This is a genomic window from Rhizobium sp. P43 (assembly GCF_056730705.1).
Genome location: NZ_CM161539.1, coordinates 3617759 through 3634194 on the forward strand (window position 1 = coordinate 3617759; position 16436 = coordinate 3634194).

Here is a 16436-nt window from a genome sequence, read left to right on the forward strand (position 1 = left end):
GTGAGCGCCACCATCCTCAGTCGAAATGCACAGTTCGGGTATCGTGCCATCGGGCAGAACATACGCGGACAAGTCGCGCGTCCCGATATCAACTACGCCCGGCAGAGGCTGGTGTGAGAGCCCAGCCATGACGAGCAGCAGTGCGAGGATTACCCTGACTATTCTATGCACGACGCCAGTGGCCCGATCTGAATTAAACTCTGTTAAACTAACTAGCATGGCAAAAGCCGGTCGTAATTGATCTGGAACAAGCTGTTGCCACAATGGAAAACTGCGACCACGGGTAGATGCAAGCACTCTACCCCGCAAGTCCAAACAAGAATCTGCGCGAGCAGAGCCTCGGGGGACGGAATGCGGTGGAAGCAAGACTGCATCCATGGTGTTAGGGAGTTCGCGGAACCAATTGCGCCAATCCAAGGGCCGCCATCTGCAGTCAACAAAAGCCGTTGCTCACGGTCGCGATATGCGATCGTGCAAGAATCCGGTAGCTGCGCCGCATGGTTGGTGTGACCTTGCAGCTGACTTCGCGATTTCGTAAAGCCATCCTCTCATGTTGACGATGACGAACCGGTGATGCGGCACCAATCAGAGGGCGGCGCCTGCATGGCCACGGCCTGATATGTCACACCCCTCCAACGCGAGGCCTGCCACTACCTCAGTTATCGCACAAGGCTCAGAGCAATTGACTTCCTATCCAAGGATCGTTAGTGGTCATTAATTAACTTGGGGAAGGCGTGATTGGACGCGAATCGGCAGAAGATCGGAAGGCCGAGCTACTTGCGATTTGGCGACGGGCGTGGCAATAACCGGCTAGCGACCTCTGATTTCGCCGGCGCAATCGGCCTGATATGTGCAGGGATCTTTCGCCAATTTCCTATCAAGCATGCGATGGCCACCGACATCCGCTTGGGAAAGCGGTGGCACGGCTTCACGGCGTGAGCGACGCAGTCAGCATCACCTCCCAGAAAGTGAGCCTCGTTCGCCAGCCCGATCGCTGCGGCTCTATATCATCGGATATGGGCGCGGCCACTGCCGTCGGTCCGGCAGTGATAGTCGAGGGACATGGAATAACGCAGAGCCACTACGAAGCGGTCGCCGCCCGCAAGTCACGGCCTTCTCATCCGTGACCGCGTGGTCCTTGGTCGAACCCGGTTCAAGATCGTCGGATTTATCGAAGATGTGATGAACACAGGGGGCGATCCAGATCTCTACACCACGCTGACCGATACGCAGACCCCGCGATTGCAACTTGCAAATCAGGCGGCCTGGGTTCAGCAGACGCGTGGTGAAATAGGCGACTCGACAAAGGGGCATTTGTTGCTCGACGGAGAGTCGGTTTACGAGAATCGCGGGCTGGGATCGTCATGGATCTGCTGCGCAAACTGACCGCCGAGCAGGATGCCTGCATTGTCGCCGTGCCCCATGACGAAAAGATCTATGACCGTTTCGGTCGGCTTTTCCATCTGCGTGATGGTCGGCTGGAAGACCAGAGGGGAAGCTGTACATGAGAACGACCAGACAAAGCGGCAGGGGATTGACGGCGGCGGGCGCCATCGGCCTTGCCTTTGGGCTATTGACGGTCCTGTCGGGAGGCATGGCGCTATTCGGCACGGAGGCAACGCGGGCGGTGGTCGGAAACGCGGTCCCATTTGTCCTATGGTTCAATTTTCTCGCGGGCTTTGCCTATATCCTGGCAGGCCTCGGCCTTCTCCGGCAACGACGGGCGGCGGCATGGCTGTCTGCGGCGATCGCGGTCTCGACGGTGGTCGTTCTGGCTGCCTTCGCCGCTCATGTCGCAAACGGAGGACTTTATGAAATGCGTACGGTCGCTGCGATGCTGCTGCGTTCAACCGTATGGGCGTGCATCGCAGTTATCGCCCTGCGATCGCTAAGGACATAACGTGGCGCCCCTTGCCGGATCCGTCTCTCCGGCCAGCGTCAGAAACGCTCACGGCGAGTTTTGGCGCGAAGACTAATCACCTGGCGGATGCCGTGCGTGAGCGAAAACCCAGCAGCCAGACGACGGACAGCATGAGAAGCAGGGCGATCCACAACTGCGCGAACAGGGCCTCGGCGACGGGATAAAGGCCGAAATAAAGCTGCAGCCAGGGCTGGTCGGGAAACCAGGAAACCGGTGTCGCGGGCACAAGCGCCGCCGTTTGCAGTCCACGAATGCCGTTGCCGACAAGCGTGATGCACAAGAGCGCCAATAGTCCGCCGGTCACCCTGAAAAATGCCGCCACCGGCAACCTCGCCTCCAGGCCAAGCATGAGATAGGCGACCGTCACGGCCAGAACGGTACCGGCCACAAGGCCCGCAAGGACCGGCATGGCCGGGGCGTCGGTCATCAGGGCTTCGTAGAACAGCACCGTCTCGAAGCCTTCGCGGAAGACCACAAGAAAGGCCAGCCCGAAGACCGTCAGCCCGCCAAACATGGTCGCGGTTTCGCCCGATCCGCTAACGGCATTGCTCTTTCGCCGGATGTGCGCCACCCAGTCCCCGACATAGGCCTTGCGGAACATCCAGTGGGTCACATAGAGCAGCACGCCCGCTGCGACGAGGGCGGTCGCACCCTCGAGGAGTTCGCGCTGCAGCGTGCTCATGTCGAACAGTTTGCCTACCGCCAACCAAAGCGCGAACGAAGCGAGCAGGGCGATCGCGACGCCACCCGACACCGCCAGGCGCCAGCCTCTTGGACCACCGGCGGGTGTTCCGCCTGCCTTCAGGGCGCCGATCATGCAGCTGAGGACCAGGACCGCCTCTAAGCCTTCACGCACGAGAATGGCAAGGGATTGCAGAAAAGCTCCGATCGAGGAAAGCCGGGTGTCGAGGATCTGCCCCGCCTGCACCGTGGCAGCCTTCATGTCCAGGACGACCTGTTTCAGACCCTCTTCCGGGCCTTTTTCCGCGATGAGGCGGCCAAAGCCGGGCTCGTATGCGCTGCCTTCCCAGAAGCCCGCCTCCATCTTCAAGGCCAGCGCCGGCGCCCGTGGCATCAGGCGTTGCTCGATATCGGGATCGAAAAGAGCATAGGCCTCAAGCCGCTTCAGTTCAGCCTCCTCCCAGTCGCCGGCCTGGGCTACCAGCAGGATTTCGTCGAAAAGGTCCGGCAGCATGCTTAGCGAAAGTTTGTATCCCCCCTCCGAAGAGGCACCATAGAGATCCGCGATCATCCGCGCGGCCTCCTCGGACAACGACCGGATCCGCTGTTCGTCGCCCTTGCTGGCAATGACCGTATCCATCTCGGCCAGGAGGAAGCCGAGCCGCTCGAAGGCCTGAGGTGAGCGCGCCGCAAGATCGGAACCAAGATCGCCAAACAACATCGCCGCGCGGTCGCGAAACAGGCCGGCCTCGAAATATTCAAACGGGATGGTGACCTCTCCGTCTCGCACACCCTTCTCGTATTCCACCGGAACCAGGAGAATGAACCGTGACAGCAGTCTCACCCGCCGCTCACGATCCTCGGACGACAGACTGAACGGCGAATAAGTCGCCAGGTTCGTCTCAAGATTGGCTAGAACCGGCTCCACCGCGTCGGCTGAGAGAGAACCTGCCTCGGCGAAGGCAGACCGGATGGCCTCGGCCCGCTGGTGCCCGATCCGGGCGGCGATATTGTGGGACAGAAGGTCGTGCAGCCCTCTCGCCCGCGCCAAGGCATGGGCAAACTGCACCTGGTAGCCCGAGGCGAGATGTGAACGGGCTTCGGCAATCGACCGTCGCAACTCACCCGCATACACACCAAGAAGTTCGGCCTCAATGACCTCCCGTGCCAGTGCCGGTTCAAGACGCCCATCGATGACTTCACGCATAGCGATGGTGGCGGCGGTGTCGCGCGAGGTGCGCGCATATTCCCGGATGGTCAGCCATTGTGCGGCATCATCGGATCGCCCCTCGTCCAGCGCCCGCAGCGTGGCCTCGAATGCGCCGTGAAGCAGACCCGTCCAGATCCGCGCGCGCGCCGTCGCGGCCTGGCCGGCGTCCCATTCGGCAAGGGCAACCGCGAATTCGTCAACTGCGTCGCCAATCGGCGTGACGGCGTCTGGCGCGCCAAGCCGATAGGCGCTCTCTAACCGGCCTTTTCACAGGTGGCGCACCTGCTCGATCCGCGTCGCCATGTCCCGCCGCAAGCCCTCGTCCGGCGCGCGGAACAAGAGGCGCTGGATTGCCGCGCTCTCGCCGCGAAGCGCTTCCGCATCCTGCCATGGCACCTCGGCGGCGGCCGGCGCCATAAAGCCGCAGATCAACGTCAGCAGCATGATCAAGAGTGCGGAGCGGCGGATGTTCACGGACGAACCTCTTTTGTCGCGGGCAAAACGAACCGTTCCGCCGCCAGTTCGAATGGAGGGATGACCAGGTTGGTCTTGAGCGTATTGTAGGCAAACTCCTGCGTGGCCACGCGGTACCACAGCCGGGCCTCCAGGATGAATGGGCCTTCGACCCCGGGAGGGAGCTTTGCCTCGTAGGTGACGACATCCTCGCCCCTTGCCGGGACACCCGGACGGACATGCGATATGGCGGCGGTGATGAAGGTCAGGTGGTCGGGGATGCGTTTGCCTTCGACGTCGATGAAGTCCTCCCGCCAGATCACGGCGTCGGGGTCGGTTTCGCCGCGCACGGCATCGAAGGCACCGGAATGATAGATCTCCGTCCCCTTACCGTCCCGGAGCACCACCTCCAGCCACATGTATTTCTGGTCGATCACCCCGGTCGGCAGATTGTGGCCAGCCCCCAGATTTTGCACGGCAACGGCAAAAAGCACAAGATCCTCCTCGACCGTGCTCTGCCGGAGCGAAAGACCAGCGGCCGAACGCAACAGCGCCCGGGTCGCCTCCCCTTGTCGGGCGATCAATTCCGTATTTTTCGCGTCCGACAAACCTGGCACGATCCCGCCGCGCAGGAAGGTGAGATTCGTGCCGAGGCTGGTATCAAACATCAGGTAGTTGGCGCCGACGAAGTTGTGCGAATAGCGTTCGGGCTTAGCCAGGTCGCCTTGCCTGATTTGTCTCACATAGGCGGCCGGATCCGGGGCCATATGGCAATCCTGGCAGGTGACGTCGTTGCGACCGTACCAGCTCTCCTTCCATTCGCTGAAGGTCGTCTGGACATGCTGCCGACTTTCCGCCTTCGACATTGACGCGTCATAGCCCTCGGTGTGGCAGGCGCCGCAGAAATCACCGCTTGCGATCAACGCATTCGTCGCCGCCTCGCCATAGGCTCGGGCATGGTCACGCGGCGCGGCGAGGATCATGGCATTGGAGAGCTGGTCAACTCCGGTATTGACCGCCAGCGTCAGTGCGCCATTGCCCTCTTCAGGATCGGCATGCGTCGCCGTATGGCACATGACGCAGGTGATGCCTTCGGTTTCAGCCGCCGACGGCATGACCGACTTGAAGCGATTGGTCCGCCCGGCCAGCACCTCGCCCGGCGCATGGCAGCCCTCGCAGAAGCGTGCTTTCTCGATGCCGTCCTTGTGCAGGTCTTCGTTAGCCTCGACCGCCCGCTCGTACACTGTGTCGCGCCCGGCGATGGCGTGCAAGGATGGCGCCCATTCCTCGAATTCGCGCTGGTGACAGGTGGCGCATTCCGCAGCCGAGGGAATGACGGCGGGATCGATCATCCTGCCGTTCCCTGTTTGCAGCCGGGAGGGCCAGAACGGTCTCGGCTGGCCGGCATCGTCCGGACCGAACGGCAGTTGGTAAAAGGGAATGTCCGCGAGCGGCACTCCCGGCTCCGCGTTTTTCGGCCGCAGCAGTTCAGCGCCGACGATCACCAGCAGTCCGCTCAGCATGCCAAGGGCCAGAAATGGCATATGGGTCTTGAACTGGTACTTCATGAAGAAGCTCCTCCCGTCACGGAGGCCGGCTTGTGCCAGTGCCGCAGATAGAGATGCGCGATGAGACCGGCGGTAGCGGCCAGTGCGCTCCAGAGATGGACCAGGGTGAGGAGATGCGTCGTCTCGAACCGCCAGAACCAGCTCCAGCCGGCGAAAAACATTGCCGACGGAATGATCATAACCACCCCGGTGACAACGACGAGGGCGTAGGTAGCCAGGAGCATCCAACTGAGCCATGTGAACAGAGGACGCTGGCTTTTCGGCAGTCCCCGCCGCACATGCGCGCCGATCCAGAACAGGAACATAGCGGCGAAGACGAGCCCCAGAACGATGTGAAGCAGGAGGACCGCCTCCCCGGCGTTCCAGTTCCAGCCGGCGAGGAATTCGATGTACACGCCCGTGCCCAACAGAACCGCGAACATCAGGCTCAACAGCGACGCATGGCGAACGACAGGCAGTTTGTCGCCGCGCACCATTGCGGATCGCGGCCAGTCTGCTTTCATCGAGGTTTCGAGGCTTGTCATCGACATCCAGTCCCGGCGGCCTGCACATCCGGCCGGCCGCGCATTGCCCATTCCGTGGTCAGCCGTTGATATTGACGCCGGATTTCGCGGCAGCCTGCAGGATCATGGCGACAATCCGGTCGGCGATGTCCTGCGCCTCGTTGCCCAGCGCGTCGGCCTCCTCGACCCCAAACTTGGTGCCGGACGCCTCCCGCGCATGCGTGTCGTCGACCAGCGTCAGCAGTTCCTCGAAACCTGCCTTGATCCGCGCGTCGAGATCACCGTCGCCGGCGGCAACCACCGGCGAAATCGCCTCGGAATACATTTTGCGGCAACCATTCATGATGCCCTGCACATCCGTCAGGCGGCTTTGGCGACGAAAGCGCCGATCTCACCGGTGATGAACTGCGATTCCTTCCACTCGCCGAAATAGTCACCCACCGTCGGGGTCATGACGACGACGGAGGTGAAGGCATCCTCGCGATTGGGAGTCCAGGCGGCCATGTCTGTCTCGAGCGCCTTGGCCCAATGGACGAGTGCTTGACCCGCACCCTGGCCGAGATTGGCATCAAACAGCATTTCGCCGCGGGTGATCTTACCATCACCGTCAAGATCCGCCGGAAGCTTGATGTCCGCTTCGTTCATACCCCAGAACAGTGGCTCGGTGATCCCGTGGAACAGGTTGCCGGGGCGCTGAAGCACGGTCCCGTCGGGCAGCTTGAGATCGTATTCGGCGACGTCCTCGGCTTCCGAACCCGGATTACCGGCGTCGAGGATCAGGTCATACTTTGCCGTCGAGGGAATGCCCGCGACAATGCCCTCGACCGTCTCATACTGGTTCGATGCCTCAAGCCACAGGGTTCGAATGGCAGCGACCTGCTTGGCGAGACGCGCACCCTCGGCCGCCCAGGCGGCCGCGTAATCACCGCTATGACCGGCGATCACGCCGGCATAGTCTGCCAGCGCGGCGTCCAGCAACTCCGCCTGAGCCACCAGCCGGCGATTGTGATCGAGCGTGAACTGCTTGACATTCGCAAGACCGCGGCTCTCAGCATCCTCCGCCGCACTGACCGCGCAGGGCGCCACAAGGGCCGAGGAAAGCATAAGGGCGAGGACCGGCTGGCGCATGTTCATGGCGGAATCCTTTTGATTGAATGGCGTGAACTGAGAAACGAACTTCCGTGACGCGCAAAGCGCGGAACGTCAATTGCGAATGCTTATCAACTGCAGTGGTCGAGATCTTTGCGCCAGCGCAAATCTGGACAATTATTTGAAGGTATTCCTGATTCCACCACACCAGCGCCGCTGTGAGCAATCAAATATGCCGCGGACCCCGGGTCGGAGGCACGCGGCAGCATCATCCAAAGCCCAGAATACTTGGGAATCCGCAGTTTAGTGCGTGTGTCAGAAGGCGATGCGCGCCGACACGTTGATGCTGAGACCGTAGCCGGGCGCACAGCGAACGAAAGACGATACTCGTCTTTAAGAGGGCTATTGAAGCGAACGGCATAGGCAACATCATTGTCATCGCCAAGGTTTCCGCGAAAAGCGAATTTGGCGCTCTCCAGACGGGAAGCGTTTCCGTAACCAAGCTCGTTCCGGTCTGATAGGTCATCTTGTTTTCGGCGGACAAAGAGATCCGCCCGGTAGCTTCGCCACATTATGGGGGCAGCGTTCTGACCCAGGGCAACCCCTATTGCCATGAGGTGATGGAGAATACTCTCGAGGATTAAATTTTTGACTTCTATCAATCGGATACAAGGGCTAGGGTCCCGGGCAGATATGCCGAATCGAACGGAATTGGTGCGGATGACTGCACCGCACAAATCGCGCTTGGCGGAGTGAGTTCAAAAAACACGGTCGAAATGGTAAACTCTCAAACAAGGAAAAACCGATCGCTCCCCAATGCTTTGGGGTATGTCTTTGCGGTCCTTGGAACAGCCGCCGCCGCTGGAGCAGCGATCTCGGCTATGGGCGACGCCGCTTCAGAAACACTCTCCTTACTTGTTCCTATTTTGGTCGCCGCCACAGCTCTGATCGGTGGCGCGGGCCCGGCCCTACTCGCAGCCGTCTTTGGCCTGGTCCTTTGGCTTCTTTCTGGTCATTTTCTGCTCTCAGGAACAGCTACCATTCAAGCAGGCGCGCTTGTCGTCTTGACGGCACTCATTGTCTGGATTGCTAGGCGAACAGACAAAAATCGAGAGAAGTTGGCGGAGCTAAGTGAAGCACTGGAGGACCGTGAGGCGCGTCTGGGATCGATCCTCGACACCGTTCTCGACGCCACCATTGTCAGCGACGAGAATGGAATCATAATCTCGTTCAACTCCGCTGCTGTCCGCCAGTTTGGCTATTCGGAAGACGAAGCAATCGGGCAAAACCTGAGACTGCTGATGCCTCAGCCCTATCGCGTCGAGCACGATGGCTACATGCGCCGCTACATGGAAACGGGCGAAAAGAGGATCATCGGCGTCGACCGCGTCGTGGTCGGCCAGCGTAAGGACGGCTCTACTTTTCCGATGAAGCTCGCGGTCGGCGAGATCAAACGTGGCGGAAAGCGGTTCTTCACCGGGTTCGTTCGCGACCTCACGGAGCGAGAGGAATCCGCCGCCCGCCTGCAGGAGATCCAGACCGAGCTCGCAAGGCTCGGCCGATTAAACGAGATGGGAGAGATGGCGTCGACGCTGGCGCACGAGTTGAACCAGCCATTGTCGGCCATCGCCAACTACGTACATGGCTGCGCGCGCCTCCTGCAGAACGCAGTTGGCGATCGCGACATCCAGGTTCGTGACGCATTGCTGGAAGCGGGCGAACAGAGCATTCGCGCCGGGCAGATCATTCGACACTTGCGCGAGTTCGTCACCAAAGGCGAGACGGAAAAGCGGACGGAGAGCCTGCGCCAACTCGTCGAAGAGGCCGGAGCGCTTGCTCTCGTCGGCTCGCGGGAAAAGGGCGTGCGCACCGTGTTCGATTTCACCTCGGACAACGACCAGGTCTTCGTCGACAGGATCCAGATTCAGCAGGTGCTGACCAACCTCATGCGCAACGCGATCGAGGCGATGAAGCAAACCGAGAAAAAGGAAATCCGCGTCAGCGTTTGTTCCGGCAAGATGGGGCTCCTAACCGTGACCGTCGAGGATTCCGGTCCCGGAATTTCTCCGGAAGTCGCCCAGGATATCTTCAAGCCATTTACCACGACAAAGGCAGGAGGCATGGGGATCGGGTTGTCGATCTCCAGGCGCATCGTCGAGGCCCATGGCGGAGACATGACCGTCTCCAAAAGTGAACTCGGCGGCGCCTCCTTCTGTTTCACCCTTATACAGCATGACGAGGACCAAAATGCAGCCTGATGACTTCACCGTCCATATCGTTGACGACGAAGAGGCACTTCGCAAATCGCTGGGATTCATGCTCACAGTGAACGGTTTCGCCGTGCGGCTTCATCCATCCGCAACAACCTTTTCGGAAATTGCCCCGAGCCTTCGCAACGCCGTCCTGGTCACCGACATGCGCATGCCGGACATGAGCGGCCTCGATCTGGTGCGCAAAATCTCGAGCATTTCGCCCCCGATACCCTCGATCATCGTGACGGGGCATGGCGATATTCCCATGGCCGTCGAAGCGATGAAGGCGGGTGCCGTGGACTTTATCGAGAAGCCGTTTGAGGAGGCCGTCATCATCGAGGCGGTGCGGCGCGCGGCCGAGAGGCTGGCAGACTCGTCGGCGGGCACGCTCAGCGTCGATGACATCCGCTCGCGCATTGGCAGCTTGAGCGAACGCGAGCGGCAAATTCTGGCGGCCGTCGTCGCCGGCCAGCCAAACAAGGCCATCGCGTTCAATCTCGACATCAGCCCGCGAACCGTCGAAGTCCATCGCGCAAATGTCATGACGAAGATGAGGGCGCGCAGCCTACCCGAACTGGTGCGCATGTCACTGACCGTCAGCGTCTAGCCAATATGTCGCGCAATCCGACGTAACGCTTGATCCATGACAAGGTGGCGCGTCGGCCAGGATGCGATCTGAAAGCTTGGTGAAAGATCACGACCGAGCTTCTGGGATCCCATTGTCCACGCTGTCTGCCATTGTTGCTGTTGTCAAAGACCCGGCTTTGCTGCGGTCGATCAGCTTTGCGCTCAACACGCATGGCCAGCCGGTGGAACAATTCAACGACTGGACCAGGGCCGCTGAGGCGATCAGCCGAGCGGAATGCGTCATCCTCGACACCTGCCTGCCGCCCGCCGATCTTGCGGCCGGCCTCAACCTGGCAAGCAGAGGCATAAAGCTCGTTGTCCTGGCGGAGGACGACAGGGATTACGGCCGGGGAAACGGGCAGGACATTTGCGTACTGTCCAAACCGCTCGACGGGCCTGATATCGCCAACGCAGTATCAGCCCTACGTAGAAATCCGTAGTGGAAGAACTCAATAGCGGCAAAGCCTCTCATCCAACATGATCCCTCCAACCAAAGGGGACATGCCGATGCAAACCGCAGCTTCCATCACGCAAAATTCGCATCTCTCGCCCATACCGCGTGCACGCAGCCAGACGCATATCAGGCCGGTGACCTTTCACGCGCCGGATTGCGTGATCTATGCCCAGGGCCAGCGCTCGCGATCACTCTACCAGATCGAATACGGGGCTGTGCGGATCTATCGCCTCCTGGCCGACGGCCGCAGGCAAATCGTCGCCTTTCATCTTGTTGGAGAAACTTTTGGCTTCGAGATCAACGAGACCCACGGCTTCTATGCCGAGGCCATGGTGAACACAGGCCTGACCACCGTCGAACGCGCAGCCGGCGGCCAGCTCAACGACCGCCTGGTTGGCGTCGCATTGAAGGCGATGGTTCGAGCTCAGGAGCACCTGCTTGTCGTCGGCCGTCAAAGTTCACTGGAAAAGATAGCCGTTTTCCTGGTCGATCTGGCTGATCGCCAAGATGGCACTGACTTAATCGACCTGCCCATGAGCCGTATCGACATAGGCGATTATCTCGGCATCACCATCGAAACAGTCTCGCGCACGATTTCGAAACTGCGCGACATGGGCATCGTCAAGCTTCACAATGCGCGCAGCATAGAAATCATCAAGCCTGAAAAGCTTCGCATGCTGAGTAACTAGGCCAGCCGGATGGCCCAAGTTCAATCGCCCTCGTTGTTGCGGCTGTCGATAAAGAAGCAAGCGTCCATCTGGACCATAGCGGTGAAGGGTCCATTGGTACACAAGTCGGCCGGTGCAAAAACGAAGGCGAGCCAAGTTACACTTTTTGGGGCCGGAATGATATGAGCCGCTCCGGATTGGTCTCAATCCGACCAGCGCCGATGAGATCCAGACAATAGGGTACAGCGGCGAATATGGCATCCAGGCAGACACTGATCGCCGAAGGCTTGCCGGGTAGGCTTATGATCAGCGTGCGGTTGCGGATACCTGCGGATTGGCGTGATAGGATTGCTGTTGGAGTTTGAGCGAGGCTCGCACGTCGCATTTCTTCGCCAAAGCCCGGAAGTTCCTTCACCAAGATCCTCCTAAGAGCCTCCGGTGTCACGTCACGTGGCGAAGGCCCGGTTCCACCGGTCAGCAACACCATATCTACCGGGCGCTCATCACAGAATTCCAGCAGTTGACGCTCTATACGAGCCGCATCATCTGGTATAACAGCACGCGTTGTTTCGTAGGGCGAAGACACGACGTCTCGAAGCCATTTTTCAATTGATGGTCCGCCCAAATCTTCATATTCACCACGGCTTGCACGATCTGAGACTGTAAGAATAGCGATATGCATTCATCGCCCTCCTGTAACTTGGCTGCTATTCAAGATTTCGGCGAGACAAACATCGCCCGCTACTAACAGTAAAGTAGCCTGTGAACAGGGATCTGGCCGTTTGACGGATCTTTGTCGGCAACAGCTAGCCCACCACGTTGCGTTGGCTGAATTTTGCTGAAAGTCGTGTCGCCCAACTGTCTAGTGCTGCCAGTTCAGGTCGCAGCTTTAGCGCCATGCCACCTGCAAAGGTCTCAAACGCTTCGAGGTTGAGCGAGTTGACACCAACAAGGACCGGAACATCCATTGCAATAGCTTCCGCAATAATCGGTCGAAATCCACGTCCCTCGGCTTCGTGCTTGCCAAATTTATTGATGATCAGCAAATCCGTATCTTGTGTCAGGCTTTGTGAAACCAGTTCCACAGCCGTTTCCAAGGCAGCTGGGTCAAGACGACACCCACGTGCAATGAGACCGAGGTCTTGGCTAATTCGTAGCACGGGCCCGTTAGGTAGAACGCACACGTCCATGTCACATGGACGATAGTCTTCGCGCTGAGTGTTAATCTGAACAGTGCCACAACATCTCATGCCGCGCGCGTTAAGGGCTCGAGCCAATTTTTCCAAGATCAGATCCGTATCACCGCGGCCCGGTGCCATTGTGTAAGCGAGATTCATAGTTTTGCTCCTCAGGAATGGCAAAAGGGCTCGAACGTGACAAGCGAACCGGTCGTCAGGGTTTCGGCATCAGCGGGCAGAAAAATGAGCCCGTCGGCTAGCGGAAGGCGTGCGACACATGCGGATTGGATTGCGTCCTCGAAAGTCACGATCTCTCGACCATATTCATCAAAGCCGGCGATCGTGGCCGGCCTGAATTCGCATCGCCCAGGCTTACGACTGATTGCCTTGGCAGTTACGACTTGGCGGTAGGCGATTCCATGGGGCGCCTCTCCCATCAATCTATGGACAAGTGCCCTGCCAAAGACGTGCCAGGTGACGAACGCGGAGAGCGGGTTGCCGGGCAGGCCAAGCCAGAAGGCTGATCCCAGATGTCCAAAGGAGACAGGCTTGCCTGGCTTTATGGCCACACCGCTGAACACAAGCTCTCCGCCCAATGCCGCCAGAGCCGGTCGGACATGGTCCTCCTCTCCGACAGAGATCCCACCGGTGGTGATGACCAGATCCGCAATGGCGGCCATGTCGCGCAACTGCCCGGTCAATCCCGCAAGGTTATCTGCGCCATGGACGCAAGCTACGAGCTCAACGCCTGCAAGTGCCAATCCAGCGGTTAGCATAGGCGTGTTCACGTCCCAGATTTGTGCTGCCTCACGGATTTCGCCGATTGTGCGGACTTCATCGCCGGTCACAAGGAGTGCAACGCGCAACGGTTTGCGGACAACAACGCTCTCTTGACCCGCCATCACACATGCCGCTAATTCGCGCGCGCCCAGCCTAACACCTTTGTTCAAAACCAAGGCACCCTTGCAAAGATCACTCCCCGCCCGACGGATATTGAGCGCAAGTCCTGGTCGATCGTCTAGCTGAATGAAATCCCCTATCCGCGTGACATGTTCCTGCATGACGACAGCATCTGCTCCCTTGGGAATGGGAGCACCAGTGAAGATACGAAGTGCGGAGTTGGCGGAGCTGAGATCGGTGGCTTCCTGCCCGGCTGCAACGCGCCCCATCACGTTTAGTCGCCATGGACCGTTGCCGGTCAAAGAAGCAGCGGAGATTGCATAGCCATCCATTGCGGCATTATCGAAACTCGGAGCCGTAGAACGGGACAGGACAGGTTGAGCCAGGACACGACCAAGGCCTTTTGCAATCGGGACGGTTTCCGTCTCACCTGCAGGCGCTGCCATCCTCTTGATAAGCGTGAGGGCTTCATCAACACTTATCAGATGCTTCGGTGTCACCGGCCTGTGTGAATCGCGTGCCCTCACCGCACGAAGCTGATCAGCCAACATCATCAAGTCTCCGATTGGAAATGGCCGGGACCGATACTGCAATCGAGATCGCGCAGGAGCCCATCCTTCAAACCGTAAATCAGCCCGTGAACCCGAATATTCGCTCCGCGTCGCCATGCCCGCTGCAGGATCGGCGTCTCGCACACACGTCGCACCCCCTCGATCACGTTGAACTCCGCCAGCTTGTCGCGTCGCGCCTCCATGTCTGGCTGGCATCCGAGGTCAACGGCATAGCTTCGGGCAAGACGCCGGATGGGTTCCAGCCAGTGATCGACAAGACCATGCGGCAGATCTTCCGTTGCAGCCTTGACGCCACCGCAACCGTAGTGACCACAGACGATGACCTCCCGCACATTCAAGGCCTCGACCGCAAACTCGAGCGCCGACAAGAGGTTCAAATCCGAGGAATGAACAATATTGGCGACGTTTCGGTGAACAAAGACTTCGCCCGGATCAAGTCCGGCCACGACGTTTGCCGGTACGCGGCTGTCCGAGCAACCGATCCAGAAAAACTCAGGCGCCTGTTGCCCCGCAAGGCGGGTGAAATAGTCCGGCTCTGTTGCCTGGCGCTTCTGCGACCATGTCCTGTTTCGTTCAAACAGGTCTTCAAGCATGATTTTTTTCCTATGCAGATCCTGACCCGCGACGCAAGTACTTCGGTCAGTCCATGGATGGAAGGCCGGCCTGCGGGCGCCGGTTATGAGCAACGCACCCCAGGCCCTCTCGCCGCCTCAGATGGGCGCCAGACTTGCGCCCGAGATTTGCGCCCTGCTTGCCAAGGTCTCGACAAACTCGCGCGAAGCCTTCGTCCAGGCAGCCTTTTCCAGCGCCTGGGCGATCTTCGGACGAACGGTCTCATAGGGCAGAACCTGCCCTGGTGCCTTAGCATTCAGGCGGATGATGTGCCAGCCATGGCGCGACAGAACAGGGGCAGAGGTGATGTCGCCCTCGCCGAGCGTCCGCAAAGCCGCCTCGAATTCAGGGACCGTGTCACCCGGACCAAGTTGTCCGAGATGGCCGCCAGCGCTTTTCGAACCGCAATCGCTTTCGCGCGCGGCTGCGGCGAATGCCTTGGCGTCGCCATCCAGCCTTGCCAACAACGCCGTAGCTCGCGCCTGCGCGGCTTCACTTGCCTGATCGTCGCGCGGGTCGCAGGCGCACAGAATATGCGAGACATCCCAGAGCGGCGCCGAGCGGTAGCGACCGGGATCCCTCGCCCATTCCGAGCTAACGGCCTCCTCGGTGATGGGTTCAATGGCTAGCGCGTCATCAAGGACAGCCCGGATAAGTGCCTCTTCTTCTGTTTCGACACGCCCGGGTGCAAGCTCCAGCACTTCGATTTGCAACTGGCGTGCGCGCGCCTCCTGAAGAAGAAGAGCGCGTATCGCCAGCGCCTGGGCTGCCTTGCGCCAGGCAATGCCGGGTTTGTGCTTTGGAGAGACATGGTTCTGGGTTTCTTCCGCAATCTTTTTCGGGTCGATCCGTTCACCGTTCACAACCACTTCCGTTTCGATTGCAGCCTGAACACTCTCAATACCCGCGATTGGTTGGCCCCTGAATGAGATAACGGTTTTTGTGTTAGCGTTCATCTGCCTTACTCCGCCGGGGTTGTGATGGACGGGCCTGGCTTGGCCTGTCGCTGATCGAAGGTTCTGCGCCGTTCCTCAAGCGTACGACGCCGCCGCGAGCGCACAATCTGGTATCCGCTACGGCCAAGGAGATAGCGGAACGGGGCTGCAAAACCGGACCAGATGTGAACCAGTCGCGTGAACGGGAAGATCATGGTGATGATCAAGCCGAGGAAGATATGCGCCTTGTAGAGCCAATGGACATCGACCACGGTGGTCCAGGCATTGATGTTCCAGGTGACAACGCTTTGCGACCAGGTCATGAAGCGGATCATTTCGGCGCCGTCCATATGCTGCAGGGTCTGCGTAATGGTCAGCAGACCGATGGCAAGCTGTACCCAGATCAGGACCATGATCAGAATATCCGGAACCGTAGAGGTGACGCGGATACGCGGATCGGCAAGACGCCGATGCAGAAGCATGGTGGAACCGATCAATGCAGCAAAGCCCGCCGGACCGCCGATCAGGACAGCCATCCATTGCTTGAGCCCATGGGGCACCCCAAGACTATCCAGCAGCCAGACAGGGGTGAACAATCCGACAAAGTGCCCGAAGAACACGGTCAGGATGCCAACATGGAACAGGATTGAGCCCCATATCAACTGCTTCCGTCGCAGCAACTGGCTCGATGAACTCTTCCAGGTGAACGGATCGCGCTCGTAGCGCGCAATCGATCCGAACAGGAAGACCGTGAGAGCGACATAGGGCATGACGCCGAAAATGATGAAATTGATATCGAAGGATCCGAACATG

Annotated in this window: 19 protein-coding genes; 7 read left to right on the forward strand and 12 right to left on the reverse strand. The window is 59.5% G+C overall.

Features of this window, described 5'->3' with window-relative positions; all coding sequences use genetic code 11:
• The first annotated feature begins 1364 nt into the window (after positions 1-1364).
• On the forward strand, positions 1365-1508 hold the full coding sequence (locus tag AC1PUL_RS18095; RefSeq protein WP_480465462.1) for a hypothetical protein: 144 nt from the start codon (positions 1365-1367) through the stop codon (positions 1506-1508).
• Positions 1505-1900 (forward strand): hypothetical protein, encoded by a 396-nt coding sequence (locus AC1PUL_RS18100; RefSeq protein WP_480465463.1) that lies wholly within the window; start codon positions 1505-1507, stop codon positions 1898-1900. Before AC1PUL_RS18095 ends, AC1PUL_RS18100 begins: the two co-directional genes overlap by 4 nt.
• Positions 1901-1976: 76 nt before the next feature.
• Here the strand turns inward: AC1PUL_RS18100 and AC1PUL_RS18105 are convergent, their stop codons facing one another.
• Positions 1977-3809 (reverse strand): FTR1 family iron permease, encoded by a 1833-nt coding sequence (locus tag AC1PUL_RS18105; RefSeq protein WP_480465464.1) that lies wholly within the window; start codon positions 3807-3809, stop codon positions 1977-1979.
• A 57-nt stretch (positions 3810-3866) separates the two neighbouring features.
• Here AC1PUL_RS18105 and AC1PUL_RS18110 point away from each other — a divergent pair, with 57 nt between their 5' ends.
• Positions 3867-4070 carry a hypothetical protein gene (locus AC1PUL_RS18110; RefSeq protein WP_480465465.1) on the forward strand — a complete coding sequence of 68 codons (204 nt, stop codon included), beginning with the start codon at positions 3867-3869 and terminating at the stop codon, positions 4068-4070.
• A gap of 9 nt (positions 4071-4079) precedes the next feature.
• Here AC1PUL_RS18110 and AC1PUL_RS18115 read toward each other — a convergent pair whose 3' ends face one another.
• Genes AC1PUL_RS18115 through AC1PUL_RS18135 form a run of 5 tightly spaced genes read right to left on the reverse strand, consistent with a single transcriptional unit; the run spans position 4080 to position 7470 of the window.
• The gene (locus AC1PUL_RS18115; protein WP_480465466.1) at positions 4080-4286 is read right to left on the reverse strand and encodes a hypothetical protein; all 207 of its coding nucleotides are present in this window, start codon (positions 4284-4286) and stop codon (positions 4080-4082) included.
• Complete coding sequence (locus AC1PUL_RS18120) at positions 4283-5788, reverse strand: multiheme c-type cytochrome (RefSeq protein ID WP_480465467.1); 1506 nt, start codon at positions 5786-5788, stop codon at positions 4283-4285. The genes AC1PUL_RS18115 and AC1PUL_RS18120 overlap by 4 nt, the downstream gene beginning before the upstream one ends.
• 41 nt (positions 5789-5829) lie before the next feature.
• Entirely contained in the window at positions 5830-6357 is a 528-nt protein-coding gene (locus AC1PUL_RS18125) for a DUF4405 domain-containing protein (RefSeq protein WP_480465468.1), read from the reverse strand.
• Between the two features lie 58 nt (positions 6358-6415).
• Positions 6416-6661, reverse strand: a complete 246-nt coding sequence (locus tag AC1PUL_RS18130) for a hypothetical protein (RefSeq protein ID WP_480465469.1) — start codon at positions 6659-6661, stop codon at positions 6416-6418.
• 35 nt (positions 6662-6696) lie between these two features.
• A complete protein-coding gene (locus tag AC1PUL_RS18135) occupies positions 6697-7470 on the reverse strand; it encodes a hypothetical protein (protein ID WP_480465470.1) in 774 nt (257 codons plus the stop codon).
• An 836-nt stretch (positions 7471-8306) separates the two neighbouring features.
• On the opposite strand from AC1PUL_RS18135, the gene AC1PUL_RS18140 reads away from it, so the two are divergent.
• The 4 genes from AC1PUL_RS18140 (at position 8307) to AC1PUL_RS18155 (ending at position 11447) form a co-directional block, all read left to right on the forward strand.
• Entirely contained in the window at positions 8307-9683 is a 1377-nt protein-coding gene (locus tag AC1PUL_RS18140; RefSeq protein WP_480465471.1) for a PAS domain-containing sensor histidine kinase, read from the forward strand.
• On the forward strand, positions 9673-10284 hold the full coding sequence (gene fixJ, locus AC1PUL_RS18145; RefSeq protein ID WP_480465472.1) for a response regulator FixJ: 612 nt from the start codon (positions 9673-9675) through the stop codon (positions 10282-10284). The genes AC1PUL_RS18140 and fixJ overlap by 11 nt, the downstream gene beginning before the upstream one ends.
• A 112-nt stretch (positions 10285-10396) precedes the next feature.
• Positions 10397-10744 carry a hypothetical protein gene (locus AC1PUL_RS18150; RefSeq protein WP_480465473.1) on the forward strand — a complete coding sequence of 116 codons (348 nt, stop codon included), beginning with the start codon at positions 10397-10399 and terminating at the stop codon, positions 10742-10744.
• 67 nt (positions 10745-10811) lie between these two features.
• Positions 10812-11447: a helix-turn-helix domain-containing protein gene (locus AC1PUL_RS18155; protein ID WP_480465474.1), complete on the forward strand. Its 636-nt coding sequence runs from the start codon at positions 10812-10814 to the stop codon at positions 11445-11447.
• Between the two features lie 136 nt (positions 11448-11583).
• Here the strand turns inward: AC1PUL_RS18155 and mog are convergent, their stop codons facing one another.
• From mog to narI, 6 genes are all read right to left on the reverse strand, one after another.
• Positions 11584-12108: a molybdopterin adenylyltransferase gene (gene mog / locus AC1PUL_RS18160; RefSeq protein WP_480465475.1), complete on the reverse strand. Its 525-nt coding sequence runs from the start codon at positions 12106-12108 to the stop codon at positions 11584-11586.
• 124 nt (positions 12109-12232) lie between these two features.
• Positions 12233-12763, reverse strand: coding sequence for a DUF2478 domain-containing protein (locus tag AC1PUL_RS18165; protein ID WP_480465476.1), 531 nt, complete (start codon positions 12761-12763; stop codon positions 12233-12235).
• 11 nt (positions 12764-12774) lie between these two features.
• Complete coding sequence (locus tag AC1PUL_RS18170; RefSeq protein ID WP_480465477.1) at positions 12775-14055, reverse strand: molybdopterin molybdotransferase MoeA; 1281 nt, start codon at positions 14053-14055, stop codon at positions 12775-12777.
• A 2-nt stretch (positions 14056-14057) separates the two neighbouring features.
• On the reverse strand, positions 14058-14669 hold the full coding sequence (locus AC1PUL_RS18175; RefSeq protein WP_480465478.1) for a carbonic anhydrase: 612 nt from the start codon (positions 14667-14669) through the stop codon (positions 14058-14060).
• Between the two features lie 117 nt (positions 14670-14786).
• Entirely contained in the window at positions 14787-15551 is a 765-nt protein-coding gene (locus tag AC1PUL_RS18180) for a peptidylprolyl isomerase (RefSeq protein ID WP_480465479.1), read from the reverse strand.
• Between the two features lie 98 nt (positions 15552-15649).
• Entirely contained in the window at positions 15650-16435 is a 786-nt protein-coding gene (gene narI / locus AC1PUL_RS18185) for a respiratory nitrate reductase subunit gamma (RefSeq protein ID WP_480465480.1), read from the reverse strand.
• Between the last annotated feature and the right edge of the window lies 1 nt (position 16436).

What these genes read in the sequence shown, in the direction of transcription:
- AC1PUL_RS18175 (WP_480465478.1), bottom strand. Translation starts at nt 14,669, where the DNA reads ATGCTTGAAGACCTGTTTGAACGAAACAGGACATGGTCGCAGAAGCGC.
- AC1PUL_RS18125 (WP_480465468.1), bottom strand. Translation starts at nt 6,357, where the DNA reads ATGACAAGCCTCGAAACCTCGATGAAAGCAGACTGGCCGCGATCCGCA.
- AC1PUL_RS18095 (WP_480465462.1), top strand. Translation starts at nt 1,365, where the DNA reads ATGGATCTGCTGCGCAAACTGACCGCCGAGCAGGATGCCTGCATTGTC.
- narI (WP_480465480.1), bottom strand. Translation starts at nt 16,435, where the DNA reads ATGTTCGGATCCTTCGATATCAATTTCATCATTTTCGGCGTCATGCCC.
- AC1PUL_RS18135 (WP_480465470.1), bottom strand. Translation starts at nt 7,470, where the DNA reads ATGAACATGCGCCAGCCGGTCCTCGCCCTTATGCTTTCCTCGGCCCTT.
- AC1PUL_RS18100 (WP_480465463.1), top strand. Translation starts at nt 1,505, where the DNA reads ATGAGAACGACCAGACAAAGCGGCAGGGGATTGACGGCGGCGGGCGCC.
- fixJ (WP_480465472.1), top strand. Translation starts at nt 9,673, where the DNA reads ATGCAGCCTGATGACTTCACCGTCCATATCGTTGACGACGAAGAGGCA.
- AC1PUL_RS18155 (WP_480465474.1), top strand. Translation starts at nt 10,812, where the DNA reads ATGCAAACCGCAGCTTCCATCACGCAAAATTCGCATCTCTCGCCCATA.
- AC1PUL_RS18105 (WP_480465464.1), bottom strand. Translation starts at nt 3,809, where the DNA reads ATGCGTGAAGTCATCGATGGGCGTCTTGAACCGGCACTGGCACGGGAG.
- AC1PUL_RS18130 (WP_480465469.1), bottom strand. Translation starts at nt 6,661, where the DNA reads ATGTATTCCGAGGCGATTTCGCCGGTGGTTGCCGCCGGCGACGGTGAT.
- AC1PUL_RS18165 (WP_480465476.1), bottom strand. Translation starts at nt 12,763, where the DNA reads ATGAATCTCGCTTACACAATGGCACCGGGCCGCGGTGATACGGATCTG.
- mog (WP_480465475.1), bottom strand. Translation starts at nt 12,108, where the DNA reads ATGCATATCGCTATTCTTACAGTCTCAGATCGTGCAAGCCGTGGTGAA.
- AC1PUL_RS18170 (WP_480465477.1), bottom strand. Translation starts at nt 14,055, where the DNA reads ATGTTGGCTGATCAGCTTCGTGCGGTGAGGGCACGCGATTCACACAGG.
- AC1PUL_RS18120 (WP_480465467.1), bottom strand. Translation starts at nt 5,788, where the DNA reads ATGCTGAGCGGACTGCTGGTGATCGTCGGCGCTGAACTGCTGCGGCCG.
- AC1PUL_RS18140 (WP_480465471.1), top strand. Translation starts at nt 8,307, where the DNA reads ATGGGCGACGCCGCTTCAGAAACACTCTCCTTACTTGTTCCTATTTTG.